12 protein-coding genes are annotated in these 16155 nt (G+C 46.6%); 9 read left to right on the top strand and 3 right to left on the bottom strand.

Translation table 11 applies throughout. The features are described from left to right. Positions 1–602: 602 nt before the first annotated feature. Genes HMPREF3027_RS03350 through HMPREF3027_RS03360 form a run of 3 tightly spaced genes read left to right on the top strand, consistent with a single transcriptional unit; the run spans position 603 to position 4135 of the window. Complete coding sequence (locus HMPREF3027_RS03350) at positions 603–2231, top strand: ABC-F family ATP-binding cassette domain-containing protein (RefSeq protein WP_070707052.1); 1629 nt, start codon at positions 603–605, stop codon at positions 2229–2231. A gap of 23 nt (positions 2232–2254) precedes the next feature. Beyond that, a complete protein-coding gene (locus HMPREF3027_RS03355) occupies positions 2255–3235 on the top strand; it encodes an N-acetyl-gamma-glutamyl-phosphate reductase (RefSeq protein ID WP_070707054.1) in 981 nt (326 codons plus the stop codon). 6 nt (positions 3236–3241) lie between these two features. Continuing rightward, positions 3242–4135, top strand: a complete 894-nt coding sequence (locus HMPREF3027_RS03360; protein WP_070707057.1) for an MlaD family protein — start codon at positions 3242–3244, stop codon at positions 4133–4135. A gap of 83 nt (positions 4136–4218) precedes the next feature. Here the strand turns inward: HMPREF3027_RS03360 and HMPREF3027_RS03365 are convergent, their stop codons facing one another. From HMPREF3027_RS03365 to HMPREF3027_RS03375, 3 genes are read right to left on the bottom strand one after another with little or no spacing between them, the layout of a single operon-like run. Continuing rightward, complete coding sequence (locus HMPREF3027_RS03365; RefSeq protein WP_070707059.1) at positions 4219–6144, bottom strand: NAD(+) synthase; 1926 nt, start codon at positions 6142–6144, stop codon at positions 4219–4221. Positions 6145–6154: 10 nt separating this feature from the next. After that, entirely contained in the window at positions 6155–6955 is an 801-nt protein-coding gene (gene serB, locus HMPREF3027_RS03370; RefSeq protein WP_070707061.1) for a phosphoserine phosphatase SerB, read from the bottom strand. After that, a complete protein-coding gene (locus HMPREF3027_RS03375; RefSeq protein ID WP_070707063.1) occupies positions 6952–7656 on the bottom strand; it encodes a DUF5715 family protein in 705 nt (234 codons plus the stop codon). The genes serB and HMPREF3027_RS03375 overlap by 4 nt, the downstream gene beginning before the upstream one ends. Before the next feature lie 670 nt (positions 7657–8326). Between HMPREF3027_RS03375 and HMPREF3027_RS03380 the strand changes: the two genes are divergently transcribed. From HMPREF3027_RS03380 to scpA, 6 genes are all read left to right on the top strand, one after another. Beyond that, on the top strand, positions 8327–8803 hold the full coding sequence (locus HMPREF3027_RS03380) for an Hsp20/alpha crystallin family protein (RefSeq protein WP_070707065.1): 477 nt from the start codon (positions 8327–8329) through the stop codon (positions 8801–8803). Between the two features lie 313 nt (positions 8804–9116). Next, entirely contained in the window at positions 9117–9686 is a 570-nt protein-coding gene (locus tag HMPREF3027_RS03385) for an RNA polymerase sigma factor (RefSeq protein ID WP_021903520.1), read from the top strand. Next, positions 9665–10795, top strand: coding sequence for a porin family protein (locus HMPREF3027_RS03390; RefSeq protein WP_070707067.1), 1131 nt, complete (start codon positions 9665–9667; stop codon positions 10793–10795). Before HMPREF3027_RS03385 ends, HMPREF3027_RS03390 begins: the two co-directional genes overlap by 22 nt. Positions 10796–10834: 39 nt before the next feature. Beyond that, entirely contained in the window at positions 10835–11488 is a 654-nt protein-coding gene (locus tag HMPREF3027_RS03395; RefSeq protein WP_021903518.1) for a hypothetical protein, read from the top strand. A gap of 468 nt (positions 11489–11956) precedes the next feature. Beyond that, positions 11957–13828, top strand: coding sequence for a methylmalonyl-CoA mutase small subunit (gene mutA, locus HMPREF3027_RS03400; RefSeq protein WP_070707069.1), 1872 nt, complete (start codon positions 11957–11959; stop codon positions 13826–13828). 21 nt (positions 13829–13849) lie between these two features. Beyond that, positions 13850–15997 carry a methylmalonyl-CoA mutase gene (scpA, locus tag HMPREF3027_RS03405; protein WP_021903276.1) on the top strand — a complete coding sequence of 716 codons (2148 nt, stop codon included), beginning with the start codon at positions 13850–13852 and terminating at the stop codon, positions 15995–15997. Positions 15998–16155: the final 158 nt, after the last annotated feature.

The following is a 16155-nucleotide window of genomic DNA, read 5'->3' on the forward strand; positions in this document are numbered from 1 at the left end:
CAGAGAGAGACACTTTAGGAATTTTTTCCTAGAGGGTCTCTCTTTTTTTTGTACTGGTTACTGCACTTGCATCTCCACCGTCGCTTCTGGTATCCTTTAACTCGGACAAGTCGGACAAGTCGGACAGATCGGACGGGTCGGACAGATCGGACGGGTCGGACAGGTCGGGCAGGTTATGCAACTGCTGACGAATGCTATGAAGTGCACCTAAGTATTAAGTTAGCTTTATCTAGGGCTCTCTAGGGAGCAAGGTAGGTGGGACTCTTTGGTATCTTTGTGCTTGTTGATTGCATATTTATTGCGTTTGTGGAGGTGACTTGTGCATTCCATTTTTAGTTTCTTCCTTGGGGTTGTGAGAACTATCCTTTCGGCTTCATCGTCATTTTTTGTCATTTCCAAAATACTATTTATTTCATATCTATAGTCAATTGTGATTGTGTTTCAGTTCGCATTCATTTATTTTTGCTATAGGTATGTTGTTTTTATATTCTTATATATTGGAATTATTTGTAGTATTATGGATTTCATGGTCATTCTTTCTGATAGCTAGATGTTATTTGGTATCTTTGCCTATAATTTACCATAATAGTAGTAAGTAAGAGATGATTCAACTAAGTGATCTAGCGATACAATTTGGGGGGCGTACCCTTTTTCAAGATGTAAATATGCAGTTTTTGCCAGGCAATTGCTATGGCATTATTGGCGCTAATGGAGCGGGAAAGTCTACGCTTCTTCGTATTATCAGTGGGGAGTTGGACCCTACTAAAGGGATGGTGTCGATGGCTCCTGGTGAGCGTCTTTCAGTATTAAGTCAGGATCACTTTGCTTTTGACCACCTTTCGGTGATGGATACGGTGCTCACGGGGCACACAGTACTTTGGGATATTATGCAGGAGAAGGATGCTCTCTATGCAAAGCCCGACTTTAGTGATGAGGATGGTATCCGTGCGGCGGAGCTGGAGGAGAAGTTTGCTGAGATGGAGGGGTGGAATGCCGAGAGTGATGCGGCACAGCTGCTCTCGGGCCTGGGCATAAAGGAGGCTTTTCACTATCAGATGATGGGTGACCTGAGCAATAAACAGAAGGTGCGGGTGCTATTGGCAAGAGCACTCTTCGGTAAGCCTGATAACCTGCTATTGGACGAGCCTACCAACGACTTGGACCTGGATACGGTGCAGTGGCTAGAGAACTATCTGGCAGATTTTGAGAATACGGTACTGGTAGTAAGCCACGACCGTCACTTCCTCGACTCTGTATGTACACACACGGTGGATATCGACTACGGCAAGGTGCAGCAGTTTAGTGGTAACTATAGCTTCTGGTACCAGAGTAGTCAGCTTGCCCTTAGGCAGCAGCAACAGCAGAATAAGAAGGCGGAGGAGAAGAAGAAGGAGTTGGAGGAGTTTATCCGTCGATTTAGTGCCAATGTGGCGAAGAGTAAGCAGACTACTAGCCGCAAGAAGATGCTGGAGAAGCTCAATGTGGAGGAGATTAAGCCCTCTACTCGTCGTTACCCAGGTATCATCTTCACCCCTGAGCGTGAGGTGGGTAATAAGATATTGGAAGTAAAAGGCCTAACAGCTTATGCTGGTGGCGATGGTGAGGAGACCCTATTATTTAAGAATATCAACTTCAATATTGAGAAGGGGGATAAGGTGGTATTCCTCTCGCACGACCCTAGAGCGATGACTGCTTTCTTCCAAATCATCAATGGTGAGGAGAAGCCAGCCGAGGGTACATTTGAGTGGGGGCAAACGGTAACGACTGCTTACTTGCCTTTGGATAATAGTGCCTACTTCAATACGGATTACGACCTGATTGAGTGGATTTCGCAGTTCGCTCAGGATACCAATGAGGTCTTTCTAAAGGGGTACCTCGGGCGAATGCTCTTCAATGGAGATGAGCTGAAGAAGAAGGCGAGTGTGCTATCAGGAGGAGAGAAGATGCGTGTGATGATCGCTCGAATGATGCTACAAGATGCCAATGTGCTGATCCTCGATACGCCTACTAACCACTTGGACCTTGAGAGTATCCAGTCTTTTAACAATACGCTGATCAACTATCCTAGCATCGTGCTATTCAGTAGTCACGACCACGAGTTTATCAATACAGTGGCTAATCGTGTGATTGAGTTAGGTCCTAATGGTATCATTGATAAGATGATGAGCTATGACGACTATATCACTGACCCGATAGTCGCAGAACAAAAGAAGAAAATATACGGCGAGTAGCTGAAGAATGAAGTCTAGTAGTTATGTATAAAGTAGGGATTGTAGGGAGTGAAGGTTATGCGGTAGGGGAGCTATATAACCTATTGGTACACCACCCAGATGTACACCTAGAGATGATCTATGCTCCCCAACGTGCGGGAATGAGTGTGGCCGAGCTATTCAATGACCTCAACTCTATGCGTACACTCAATTTTACTGATGAGCTACAGTTGGAGGGACTGGATGTGCTTTTCTTGTGCCTACAATCTGCAGCGAGTACTCGAGAGTTTTTGCAACGCTTTGAGATGCCTGAAGGGATGAAAGTGATTGACTTTTCCCAAGAGTATCGCCATACCGACCCCGAGGAGACGGGCTTTGTATATGGGCTGCCAGAGGCCAATCGTAGAGCACTTACCAAAGCTACCAAGGCTTCAGTGCCTGGGGCGTTTGCATCGGCTATTCAGACGCCTCTGATCCCGCTAGCTAAGCACTTGCTACTCAATAGTGATATCCACGTTACTTCTGTGGCTGGAAAAACGGAAGCACTCGCTCGTCCACGTGTAATCTCTGGCATCACTTATGATATGCTCTTTGATAACTTCCACGTACTACAACCATTAGAGCATCGGCATATTGGCGAGATTGAGCGGACGCTACGTAATATCCAAAATAGCTTCGATTCGGAGATTGTTTTCATCCCTATGCGGGGAGACTTTAATAGGGGAATCTATACGACACTCTACCTTGACTGTCCTCTTGATATTGATAGTGTGCGAGCAATCTACGAGGAATATTTTGATGATCACTCCTTTGTGCATATCGTAGATTCTTACCCCGATGTGCGTGATACGGTCAATACCAATGAGATGCATATCCATCTCTCAAAGCACGGCGATCGGCTCCTGATCGTTAGTACTATGGACAACCTGATGAAGGGAGCTGCTGGCACGGCAATTCACATTATGAATCTGATGCTGGGACTGGTGGAGAGTACAGGTCTTAATATCAAGCCTTTAATATTCTAGTGAGTTATGGAGAAGAGTTTTAATCATAAGCAAAAGGCCACTCTGATAGGGGTCACTACTTTGGCGACTATATTAATGTTTTACTTTGGGTTTAACTTTCTCAAAGGCATCAATATATTCGAACAAAATAATACCTATTATGCCACTTTCTCTAATCTCCAAGGCGTAGACCGCTCTACTTCGGTCTACCTCAATGGGTATAGAGTGGGTAATGTGCGGAGTATCAAGTTCGATTATAAGCACTTTAATGGCAATGTAGTGCAGCTCTCACTAAATTCAGAACTGCAAATCCCTCTCAATACGGTGGCTGTTATCCGTGATAACCCATTGGCAGGTGGCTCTATTCATCTGATGACACCAGAGGAGACAACAGGTTATGTAGCCCATGGCGATACGTTAGTGGGTCAGTCGACGGTCGACTTCATGTCAAAGATATCGGATGAGTTATTGCCCAACCTTAATGCTGCCATTCTATCTATTGACAGCCTAAGTGGTAGTGTAAATGGGTTAATTAATAGTACGGAGGTTCAGGAGATTATGTCTCAACTCAATGCCTCTACCAAGGCGATTAGCTCAACTACTCGTCGGTTGGATGGTTTGATGTCGGGGACGGTGCCCAAGATACTTGATAGTGTAGAGGCATCGGCAGGCTCGGTGCGAAGTGTCACTGGTAAAATAGAGGAGGCCCATATTGAGCAAACCCTTGCTGACTTCTCTCGCGTGGTATCGGAGTTGAAAGCCGTCTCCGTGCAGCTTAATAGTAAAGAAGGCAGCCTCGGACTGCTCCTCAATGATCAGCAACTGTACCAGAAGCTTGATTCCGCAGTATTGTCGGCCGATAGCTTGCTCCAAGATATTAAGGCCAATCCAAAGCGGTACGTCCGCTTCTCCCTGTTTTAATATAGAGCTTTACACATAAAATATAAATAGAGCCGATGGGTCATACAACCCATCGGCTCTATTTGTATATAGTGGTTGCGAGATTAGAACTTGTCGATGGCTTCTAGCCACATCTCTGCCGACGCATCACTAGGCATACGCCACGTGCCACGAGGAGAGAGGGATACTACACCCACCTTTGGTCCATCTGGCAGGAAGTTGCGCTTGTACTGCTGTGCGAAGAAGCGACGAGCAAAGATCTTCATCCACTCTTTGAGCTGCTCTTTGGTATAGATACCATCGAAGGCCTTACGTGCAAGATAGAATATCTTGTTGGGGGAGTAGGCATTCTGAAGCATATGGTAGATAAAGAAGTCGTGCACCTCATAAGGCCCGATGATGCTTTCCGTCTGCTGCTTCAATGCTCCCTTTGTGAGCTCTGGACTTACTGGGGTGTCCACGATATCTCTCAGCAATTGAGCTAGTTCTTCACTATCAAAGAGCTTGGTATCGGCAAAGTGCTGTACCATCATCCTTACCCCTGTTTTAGGAATCGAGCCGTTGATGCTGTACATACTTGCGTGATCCGCATTGAATGTACACCAGCCGAGTGCCAATTCACTGAGGTCGCCAGTACCGAGTACAAAAGCCCCCTCCATATTGGCAATATCCATCAGTACCTGAGTCCGCTCCCGTGCTTGTGCATTTTCGTAGGTGGTATCCTCTGTAGTGGCGTCGTGCCCGATATTCTTGAGGTGTGCGACAGATGCCTCGCTAATAGAGACTTCCTTCGAGGCAACACCAAGAAGAGAGACCAGTTTTTTAGAGTTTTGATAGGTGCGGTCACTGGTGCCAAGGCCTGGCATCAGTACCCCGATCACATCCTTGCGATCACGCCCCAGCATATCCATTGTACGCACAGCTACGATAAGGGCGAGTGTGCTATCCAAGCCACCACTTACACCAATTACCACCTTTGATCCCTTCAGGTAATTGAGTCGTTGTGCGAGTGCTACCATCTGGATCTGGCACATCTCATCACAGCGTTCAGTAAGGTTGGTCGTAGAAGGCATAAAAGGATTCCTCTCCACCGGACGAGTCATCTCAAAGCTCTTATCCGCCTCCTTGAGTTGGAATGGTACCACACTTAGCTTATCCCCACCAGCATAGACTGAGGCAGCTGTACGGAAAGAGCTATTGATAAGGCGCTCTGTGCGGATACGCTCTACATCGATATCGCTTACAAGCAACTTTTCTGCTAGCTCGAAGCGCTCCATCTCTGCCACAATCTCTCCATTCTCAGCGATAAAGGCCTTACCGCTATAGACAAGGTCTGTAGAGCTTTCGCCAAAACCGCATGAGCAGTAAACGTAGCCAGTGATTGCCTGACTAGAGAGAGAAGAGACAAGCGACTTGAGGTATTTATTCTTCCCCGCATTCTCGTTGCTCGCCGAGAGGTTGAAGATGAGGTGTGCCCCATTGAGTGCCAAGCGAGTGCCTGGTGTCACGGGCGTCCACATATCCTCGCAAATCTCAATGCCAACCCCTACATCGCCACACTTAAAGATAATGTCGTGCCCAATCGGTACCTCGTGAGTCCCGATAGTCACAGTGGAGTAGGAGAGCTCTAGCGAGCTATCAAACCACCGCTTCTCCTGAAACTCCCGATAGTTGGGCAGATAGGTTTTGGGTATAGCTCCCAATATCTTCCCCTCTTGGATTGCTACTGCGGCATTGTATAGCTTCTCCTCCGCCCTTAGTGGCATGCCCACGATGATGAGCATCTTAAGGTCCTTGGTGCGTTCCGCCAATTGGCAGATGGCCTTCTCAGCCTGTTCGAGCAAGAAGGGTTGTAAAAATAGGTCTCCACAGGTGTATCCTGTGATAGAGAGTTCAGGGAAAGTGAGCATCTCTACATTTTGTTCCTCTGCACGGCGAATCATCGCCTCGTGACGCTCTACATTGTAGAAGCAGTCTGCTACTTTGACGAATGGCACTGCTGCGGCCACTTTTACGTATCCGTACCTCATATATTTAGTATTAGTTTGTAAATTCTTTGCATAAAATCTGTTGAACACACTTCATTAGTGGCAGGGGGTGATGGGGCGTGGCGTGTAAAAGTATGCACGACCCCACGTGGGTCATCATCTCTAGGTCGTTATAGCCATCAGCCACTACTAGGATATTCTCTGGCAGAATTTGATGTTCCTCTGCCAATTGCCTCAGCACCTCCCACTTGGCCTCGGGCGAGAGTACTGGGCCACTGATGCGACCGGTGACTTGCCCATTATCCAATTCCCATCTAGTGGCAAAGCAGTGCTCAATACCCGTTATCCTTGCAATGTAGTTGGCATATTCACTCCACGCACCAGAAATGATTGCGGTCTTGATTCCTTGATTTTTCAATGAGGCAATCAACTCTTTTGCTCCTTCAGCCAGAGGAAGTGACTGATAGATATTCTCCAAACGCTTCACAGTCGTTCCTTGTAAAAGGGCCACCCTTTTCTCGTAATTGTGGCTCCAGTCTTTAGCCCCATTAAGGGCCTCCTCAGTGAGCCGTCTCAGCTCCTTTCCTACCTCTGGCGTTACCCCTTGCGTGGCAATAGTGTGTATAAATTCGCTGGCTACTAGCGTGCCATCAAGGTCAAATGCCACCAGCTTAGGTTGGGAAAATGAAGGGTTAATGTATTGGATCAGCACCTCTTCCCTGCGTACACGGTCAATAAGTTCCTTGAGCAGCTGCTTACGGCTTATTGGGTCGTGTACATTTTTTATCTCCTGATACCTTTCGTCGTCTAGAGAGATGATTCGGACTAAAGGGTTGGTGCTAATAGGTCTCATCGTACAGTGATATGAAAGCAGGCTTGTTGACGCTCATGCTTGATGTAGCAACGCTCTTGATTGTGATACCTCTTGAGTACCATGGCGAGAAGGTGCTTAAGCTCTTCCTCCGATAGGTCACGTGGGTCATTAGGGTCTACTTTGTCAAACCTTTTCCACGATATATCTACCGTAGTTCCATACCTATGGGTGCTATTTTCGGAAGCATTGCCATTACCTCTTCGTAGCTTTCGCACATCTTCCTCCGTGCGTGTAACACTCGTGATCACTGGGCGATAGAGTGGAAGTTGGTCCTCCGAAAGCACTCCTACAAAGCTCGACCCAATCTCCTCGAGGAGCTGTGCCATTTCAGGAATCACATAGGGAACGGAGTGTGTCAGCTCCATTATTTTGTAATGATCATTGCTCTGTAGCTCCACCAACCCCTTCTTATGCTCTAGCTCTTTGCGAGTTTGGGCTGGGGTAATCCCTTTTTTCTTGGCTGCTTTGAGCTGTATATCATTGAGGTCATTGAAGTCTCTATTGTAGCTCCCCCTAAAGCGATAGGCCACCCTTCCTTCCATCACCTCCATAGGGTAGGGATCGGCCGGCTCTGGACGTTCCCAGGTCCATGCCATCAATATCCCAGTGATGACCACTAATGGGACAATATATCTATAAAGGTAGGGACGCCAATTAATTGGTCGCTTAGTCTCTTCCATTTTAAGCTAATAGTACTATAAGTATATCTCTACGCAAATCTACTAAACATTAATGAGATAATCACTCCCTTTCAGTTTAGGAGTAAGGGCTAGGCATTAGAGATGCCAATTTTGTAGTTCCCCCCCCCCATTTATCAGGGCTTGCCAAGACAGACACCGTTTTGTCGCCACGATGCACTCACCTTAAAGAATATCAATCTACGAAATAAGGTCCCGGAGATTTCCTTCACAACCGGTTGAAATTCAATGCTATATAAAAGTACTTTCCGAGATACAACTCGGCAAATGCTTAGTTGCATCTCGCTGATCGCTTAGTTGCATCTCAACTTTCGCCCTGCTAGTATAGAGTTTTATGGTGGGAATAGAGGTGATTTAATCCTAGATAAGGTGCTCCGAACCTCCCCTCTCGCAAGTGTTCGTGGTGAGATGGAAAATTAATCCAATTTTAACGAGATGGTTTCGTGGTGACAGTCTGCTTTGTACTGTAGTCTTTAGCTAAGCTCGTTGCTGTCAAAAACCGCATGCTGTCGTGACGAAATAGTCAATTGTCAGGACTAAGTGTCAAATATCTATCTTGGCAAACGCTTTGCACTTACTTAAGTAGCTAGGGCAGGTGGCTCTAGGAAGTGTTTGATAATAAGCATACTAAACTTAAAGGAAGGAAATAGATATGGGACGTACAATTTTTGACTTGATGGATGAGATATTTGCCAATGATATGGTGAGACCTGCTGTGGCAAGTAATAGGCGGAGCACCACTCCTATGTGCAATGTGATGGAGAGCGACAAGGAGTATACCATACAGATAGCAGCTCCTGGACTGACTAAGGAGGATGTGCAGGTAAAGCTTGATGAAGATGAGGCGCTGGTGATTTCGATGCAAAAGAAGGAGGAGCAGAAGGAGGTGAACTCTGCTGAGGCTCCAGAGAGTGAGCATAAGGAGGTTTCAAGGGCTGAGGAAAGCCCCGTGAGATACTTGCGTAGGGAGTTTATGCATCAGAGCTTTGTACAAAGGCTATTGCTTCCCGAGGATGTTGATAAGGAGGGCATCTCGGCCAAGATGGAAAATGGAATGCTAGAAGTGGTGATTCCAAAACTCAAGGAAGAGGAGAAGACTCCTATTGAGCGTGTGATTAACATTGGCTGATAGATGATGTAGAGTAGAATTAGCTGTTGAATAGTTTGTTTGTGAAGTGGCGGTCGTTGGACTTAGAAGGTTCCGACGACCGCTTTTTCTGTGCTTTGATGTATCTTGCACTGAAGAGACTGTTGCACGAAGGCGATCTGCTGCGTTGCTTTCGGAATTCGGCCTAGGTCACGTACGCAAGTACGCTCCCTTCGGCCTCATCCTTAGCACCTTGCATCTCATCCTTCGTGCAAAGTCTCAAATAAATTTGGTAATTGATGCAGTATTTTTATGACCCCCTTGTTTTCACTATAGAGAGACCAAGATAGAATGTATGGATCCAGTAAATAGCGAACAAATAATAGCCTCACTACTCGGTAGTGACCCAGAGAAGGCATTTCAGCAGATCTACGAGCTTTATGCACGTAGGCTTTTGGGCGTTGCCTTTCGGTATGTGGGGGATAGAGAGGTGGCTAAGGATCTATTTCAAGAGGCTATCTGCAAGGCCTATAAGGCTAGGAATACCTTTAAGTATCAAAGGGAAGGATCGCTAATAGCGTGGCTGAAGCGTATTATGATTAATGAATGCATCAATCACCTCAAAAGCTTCCATGTACGCATGGTGGATAGATATGACGAGGAGCAGCAGAGAGCCGAGGAGGTGCCTCAAGATGAAGAGGTGGGGTGGCTAGCCCAGCTAGATAATGACCTCTTGATGGAGATGATCGCGGGGTTGCCTGATGGCTACCGAGTGGTGCTTAATATGTATGTGATAGAGGGGTTTAGTCATAAAGAGATAGCAGCACGATTAGGGATTAAGGAGCGAAGCTCATCATCTCAGTATCATCGTGCTAAGTTGGAACTTAAAAGGAGGATTGAGCAATGGATCAAAGAGCAAGAATAGAACCAAAAGATCAGTGGGAAAAGAAGCTGCGTGAGAAGTTGATGGATTATCAAGCTCCTATCGACCAATTACCCCCATTGCAGCTACCAGTAGAGCGACAACGGAGACCTCTCCTTTGGCTGGTATGGGGCGGTGCAGCATCAGCTGCGGCGGTCATTCTCTTACTGCTACTGCTACACCAGGATAATGAACCTATTGATCAGTTGGTACAGTGTACAGATGGCGAGATCGCTAAGATTGTAGAGCCTATCAAACCTATTGACCACGAGGAGGGTATTACTCAAGTAGATCAGCTTGTGGCTTACCATAGGGCGGAAAAGGTTGAGCCCACCCACGAGATAATGAGTCAAGAGAGTATAATCGAAGAGGTGACTTCTGACCTGCCTGAGAAGGAGGTTCACGAGGAGCCTGTGGTGGCGGAGAAAGAGGTGAATAGTGAGCAGCAATCACCTTTGGAAGAACTGAGACCTTATGAAAAGTCGATAACTGTAGCACCTAAGGAGCAGCGACCCATCAGGCTATCTGTGAATCTAAGTGGAGCCTCCACCAGTAGCGGTGGAGTGGGGGATAATGCTACTCGGTACAGCTTAGTGAGTGTCACAGACAGTCGCTATTTTGAGCCCATCAAAGAGCAATTCTTTACTAAAGAACTGGCCCCAATAGAGTTGGCGGTGACGGCCATCCTTCCTCTCTCAAAAAGGTGGAGCCTAGAGAGTGGTGTGCAGTATGCTTATAGGCACCTCAATGTGACCTCCAACTTAGGTTCTGAATTTATTGCAAAGGTTCATGCAGTAGGTGTCCCTCTGAATCTGCAATATTATTTTGCTGATCTAGGTCGATGGAAGTGCTACGGAAGTGCTGGAGCCAGTGGTATGTTCCCAGTCTCGGTAGCATACAAAGGCGACGGAATTAAGAAGCTCAAGCAGAGTTTTTATCTCGATACCCACCTCTCAGTAGGAGCGGAGTACAGCATCACCAATTCGATGTCCCTTTATGGTGCGATAGGCGGTGGATATGATGTGATACCTTTGGATAAAGAGTTTTTTAGCTCTGCCAACTCGCGGTGGCACCTCAAGATGAGTGCTGGACTTCGGTTTGAAATAAAGTAATATACAATTTGGTGTAATCATTTAAATAGTCATTTAATCATGAACAAAAAGAGATTTTATCTTATCGGTGCAGTCCTGCTATTGGGCTTAGGACTGACTAGTTGCTTGAAACCTTCCGACACCCCAGAGCTACACTTCACACGTGAAAACCTAGGGTCGGCCAAGGTCAATGGCAAGGAGTTTGAGCATACGGTCTATCTTGCCAACCTTCCTTATCGCCAGAATAACCCTTACTTCTATTACAGTGAGAAGCATAAGGTGGGGTACTTCCCAATTTACCTCTCACCGAAGGGTGGTGATGTCCGGACACCTACTCAGTATGGCGTTATCCTATATCTCGACCTTAGTAAGGGAGTACCTGAGCTGAATAAGCCTTATGAGTTTAAGCCAACTAGTTTGGTGAATTCATTATCGCCCAATCAGGAGCTGTTTTCGCTCTTTATTAAGGAGCGAGCTAAGCTACTGCCAGAAGGAGCTCAGGGTATAGCTGTGGTGTATCGTAGAGGAATCATCGAAAGGAGTACTGCCGAAGGTAGTATCACCTTTACCAGCTTTGATACAAAGAAGGGTACTTGTACTGCTACCTATCAGCTCAAAACCACTGCACAGGATAAGAGTGGGGAGCTCAGCTTCACTCATGGTATGATCAATACAAAGATTTATACTGATAGAAAAGTAGAACCAAAGAAGTAACCTCCTCTTGCAGGAGCTAGTATAATCTCAAGTGTATTCATTTTGTGGGTAGCTCGTCTGTTGCTTAGGCAATAGGCGAGCTTTTTCATGCTTCTATCCCCCTTCTAGAAATACCACACTAATTGGTGCTCATCAAAATAGGGATGCATATACATTGGTGTCTACTATTTCAGGAGAGGACAGTCGTTCGGTGCTTGGCGATGTCTGCTTAATATCCGTGGTATATTCCGCTTGCTGTGCCATTGAAGTATTGCGAATCGGGAAGTTTATGGAAGAAAATATTGAATTCCTTGCTTTTTCGGTTTATTTTATGTTACTTTGTAATTGAAAAATTAGGGATAATAATACCCATTTGCTCTTGGGAGTGTTATTGCTATCCTTGAGCGTCAACCCAAATGGCGTAAACCCTAGTAGTTATAATATTGGTAGACGACTAAAAGCCTACAAAATGCACATCGTTCGATGATTATGAAAGAAAAGAGAGAGAAGCTATTTAGCGAATTTCCTCCAGTCTCAAATGAAGAGTGGATGGAGGTGGTCACTAGAGACCTTAAGGGAGCTCCCTTCGAGAAGAAGCTAGTTTGGCGTACGAAGGAGGGCTTTAACGTTCAGCCATTTTATAGGGCTGAGGATATTGAGCATCTTCCTACCAAGGATGTATTGCCTGGTCAGTTCCCTTATGTAAGGGGTACTAAGGCCGATAATAATTGGCTCGTAAGGCAGGATATCGCTGTACAAGGAGATATCAAGCAGCTGAATACCAATATCAAGTGTGTGATGGAGCGTGGTGCGAATAGTCTTGGCCTCCACTTTGTTGATGAGTGTGTCAATGCATCTACTATCCAAGAGATGCTTGCGGGGATCGACCTTGATAAGCTGGAGATTAACCTCTATGCTCGTCGTGACCTGACTGTGCAACTTATTGAAGCAACAAAGGAGGCACTTAAGGCTCTTGGGGCAGATCTTGGTAAGGTAAGAGGTTCATTTGGCTTCAATCCATTTAGGCATACTTTGGGTGCTGGTGTACGTTGGTCGGAGTGGGTAGAGACATCTGTGGAGGTTCTGAAGGCAGCAGAGCCATTGACACAGTTTACATGTCTTTCTTTCCAGAGTGTCGACCTCGTGAATGCTGGGGCCTATATTTACCAAGAGATTGGCTATGCTTTAGCAGCTGGTGCAGATATGCTCGCTAAGGTGAGTGAAAAGAGTGGTAAGAGCATTAGCGAAGTAGCTGAGCGTATCCGCTTTGAGATGGGTATTGGCTCTAACTACTTTATGGAGATAGCTAAGTTTAGAGCTATTCGTTGGCTCTGGGCTTTGATTGTTCGTAGTAATGACGAAAAGGCTTCAGATAGAGCGACTAAGGCGGTGGTTCATGCTGAGACCAGTAGGTGGAATAAGACGATTTACGATGCTTACGTTAACCTCCTTCGTTCAATGACTGAGACGATGAGTGCCACCATTGCAGGTGTTCACTCTGTAACGGTAAATCCTTTTGATAAGCACTACAATCCTAAGGGTAGTGACTTCTCACGTCGTATTGCTCGTAACCAGCAATTGCTGCTTAAGGAGGAGAGCCACTTTGATAAGGTGGTAGACCCTGCTGGTGGTTCCTATTATATTGAGCATCTCACCCAAGCTATTGCCGAGCAAGGTTGGAAGCTATTCTTGGAGGTTGAGGAGCAAGGTGGTTTTGCTAAGCTTGCCAATGAGGGAAAGGTGCAAGAGGCGGTGAATGCTTCTAACGAGGCACGCCACAAGGCTGTGGCAACTCGTAGAGAGAACCTCTTGGGTACCAATATATTCCCTAACTTTACCGAGACTGCTACCGAGGAGACAAGAGCTATTGACAATAGCAAGGTAGAGGGTAAAGAGATTACAGCCCTTGATAAGCGCCGCGGTGCTTCCGACTTTGAGGAGCTAAGACTTGCTACCGAAGCAAGTGGCAAGACTCCAAAGGTATTTATGCTTACCATCGGTAATCTAGCAATGAGGTTGGCTCGCTCTCAATTTAGCTCCAACTTCTTTGGCGTAGCCGGGTACAAGCTGATCGACAATCTAGGGTTCGAGACAGTACAAGAGGGTGTGGATGCAGCTCGTAAGGCAGGGGCTGACATCGTGGTACTCTGCTCAAGTGATGATGAGTATGCTGAGTATGGACCTCAAGCTCTTGAGGCTTTGAAGGGCGAGATGCCTCTAGTGATTGCTGGAGCTCCTGCCTGCATGGAGGAGCTTCAGGCAAAGGGTATTGAGCATTTTGTACACGTCAAGGCCAATGTGCTGGAGACGATGCAGAAGTTCAACGAACTGATGGGCATCAAACCAAGAAGTAGCAAGTAAGAGGAAAGGGAAATAAAAGATATGAAACCAAATTATAAAGATATAGATATCCTCAAAGGAGGATGGTCACAGCCCAGTGTCGCAGAGTTTAATAAAGCCAATCATATTGATTACGACTGGACTACTCCTGAGCTGATCAATGTAAAGGGAGCCTATACAAAGGAAGACTTGGAAGGGATGGAGCACCTGCACTATGCTGCTGGTGTAGTACCTAATCTTCGTGGCCCTTATAGCACGATGTACGCGATGCGTCCTTGGACAATTCGTCAGTATGCGGGATTCTCTACTGCTGAGGAGTCTAATGCATTTTATCGTCGTAACCTTGCATCTGGTCAGAAGGGCCTTTCTGTAGCCTTTGACCTCCCAACTCACCGTGGCTATAATGCCGATAACGAGCGTGTTGAGGGTGATGTGGGTAAGGCTGGAGTTTCTATTTGCTCTATTGAGGATATGAAGGTGCTTTTCGATGGTATTCCATTGAATAAGATGTCGGTATCTATGACGATGAATGGAGCCGTGCTTCCTATCCTAGCTTTTTATATCGTTGCAGGTCTAGAGCAGGGCGCTAAGCAGGAGGAGATGGCTGGTACTATTCAGAATGATATCCTTAAGGAGTTCATGGTGCGTAATACCTACATCTATCCACCAGAGTTTAGTATGCGTATCATTGCCGATATCTTCGAGTACACCTCTCAGAATATGCCTAAGTTCAACTCTATCTCTATCTCTGGTTACCACATGCAGGAGGCCGGTGCAACAGCAGATATCGAGATGGCATATACTCTAGCCGATGGACTTGAGTATGTGAGAGCTGGTATCAAGGCGGGTATGGACATTGATAAGTTTGCTCCACGTCTGTCATTCTTCTGGGCGATTGGTATGAATCACTTTATGGAGATTGCCAAGATGAGGGCGGCTCGTATGCTTTGGGCTAAAATCACCAAGAGCCTTGGAGCAAAGAATCCTAAGTCTATGGCTCTTCGTACTCACTGCCAGACCTCTGGTTGGAGCTTGACAGAGCAAGACCCATTCAACAACGTTGGTCGTACTTGTATTGAGGCGATGGGTGCTGCACTCGGACATACTCAGTCACTACATACCAACGCTCTTGACGAGGCAATTGCACTTCCAACCGATTTCTCAGCTCGTATCGCACGTAATACTCAGATCTATATCCAAAATGAGACTGAGGTATGTCGTGAGGTAGACCCATGGGCAGGCTCATACTATGTGGAGAGTCTTACCGATGAGTTGGTACACAAGGCTTGGGAGCATATCCAGGAGATTGAGAGCTTGGGTGGTATGGCTAAGGCTATTGAGAGTGGTTTGCCAAAGATGCGTATTGAGGAGGCCGCTGCTCGTACTCAGGCACGTATTGACTCTCGCAATCAGGTGATTATCGGTGTGAATAAGTATCGCCTTGAGAAGGAAGATCCTATCGATATCCTCGAGGTGGATAATACCGCCGTTCGTACACAGCAGGTAGAGCGTCTGCAGGAGCTTCGTGGTGAGCGCGACGAAGAGGCTGTGAAGAAGGCACTAGCCGATATCACAGAGGCGGTTCGTACTAAGACTGGTAACCTACTTGAACTAGCTGTGAAAGCGGCTCAGGCAAGGGCTTCACTAGGAGAGATTTCCGACGCTTGCGAGGAGGTCGTAGGGCGTTATAAAGCAATTATTCGTACTATTTCAGGCGTGTACTCATCAGAAACAAATAATGATCCAGACTTCCAGGAGGCAACTCGCCTTGTGGAGCAGTTTGCAAAGAAAGAAGGACGTCAGCCACGTATTATGATTGCCAAGATGGGCCAGGATGGTCACGACCGTGGTGCTAAGGTGGTGGCTACCGGATATGCCGATGTGGGCTTCGACGTAGATATGGGCCCTCTATTCCAGACCCCAGCAGAGTCTGCAAGGCAGGCTGTGGAGAACGACGTCAATATCCTAGGTGTCTCTTCACTTGCAGCTGGTCACAAGACACTTGTACCACAAGTGATCGAGGAGCTCAAGAAGCTAGGCCGTGAGGATATCATCGTCATCGCTGGTGGTGTGATTCCAGCACAGGATTACGACTTCCTCTACAAGGCTGGTGTGGCAGCTATCTTCGGGCCAGGTACTTCTGTGTCCAAGGCAGCTATTGAATTGATGAAGATACTCCTAGCTGAGTAACTTCCTCCACACATACAAATTGAAAAGGGTTCCGATTGGATAATCGGAACCCTTTTATTACGCCCAATCTCCACCACATCACATCCCAAGGATTACGCATTAGAAGCGCCTAGCCGTAGGACACTCATAGGTGTGTCTATAGGGGAGGACCCCGGCTG

The sequence above is a fragment of the Porphyromonas sp. HMSC077F02 genome (genome assembly GCF_001815465.1).
Lineage (GTDB): Bacteria > Bacteroidota > Bacteroidia > Bacteroidales > Porphyromonadaceae > Porphyromonas_A > Porphyromonas_A somerae.

Coding starts and splice junctions, on each gene's coding strand:
- HMPREF3027_RS03365 (WP_070707059.1), bottom strand. CDS start 6,144: ATGAGGTACGGATACGTAAAAGTGGCCGCAGCAGTGCCATTCGTCAAA.
- HMPREF3027_RS03390 (WP_070707067.1), top strand. CDS start 9,665: ATGGATCAAAGAGCAAGAATAGAACCAAAAGATCAGTGGGAAAAGAAG.
- HMPREF3027_RS03360 (WP_070707057.1), top strand. CDS start 3,242: ATGGAGAAGAGTTTTAATCATAAGCAAAAGGCCACTCTGATAGGGGTC.
- HMPREF3027_RS03355 (WP_070707054.1), top strand. CDS start 2,255: ATGTATAAAGTAGGGATTGTAGGGAGTGAAGGTTATGCGGTAGGGGAG.
- mutA (WP_070707069.1), top strand. CDS start 11,957: ATGAAAGAAAAGAGAGAGAAGCTATTTAGCGAATTTCCTCCAGTCTCA.
- HMPREF3027_RS03385 (WP_021903520.1), top strand. CDS start 9,117: ATGGATCCAGTAAATAGCGAACAAATAATAGCCTCACTACTCGGTAGT.
- scpA (WP_021903276.1), top strand. CDS start 13,850: ATGAAACCAAATTATAAAGATATAGATATCCTCAAAGGAGGATGGTCA.
- serB (WP_070707061.1), bottom strand. CDS start 6,955: ATGAGACCTATTAGCACCAACCCTTTAGTCCGAATCATCTCTCTAGAC.
- HMPREF3027_RS03375 (WP_070707063.1), bottom strand. CDS start 7,656: ATGGAAGAGACTAAGCGACCAATTAATTGGCGTCCCTACCTTTATAGA.
- HMPREF3027_RS03380 (WP_070707065.1), top strand. CDS start 8,327: ATGGGACGTACAATTTTTGACTTGATGGATGAGATATTTGCCAATGAT.
- HMPREF3027_RS03395 (WP_021903518.1), top strand. CDS start 10,835: ATGAACAAAAAGAGATTTTATCTTATCGGTGCAGTCCTGCTATTGGGC.
- HMPREF3027_RS03350 (WP_070707052.1), top strand. CDS start 603: ATGATTCAACTAAGTGATCTAGCGATACAATTTGGGGGGCGTACCCTT.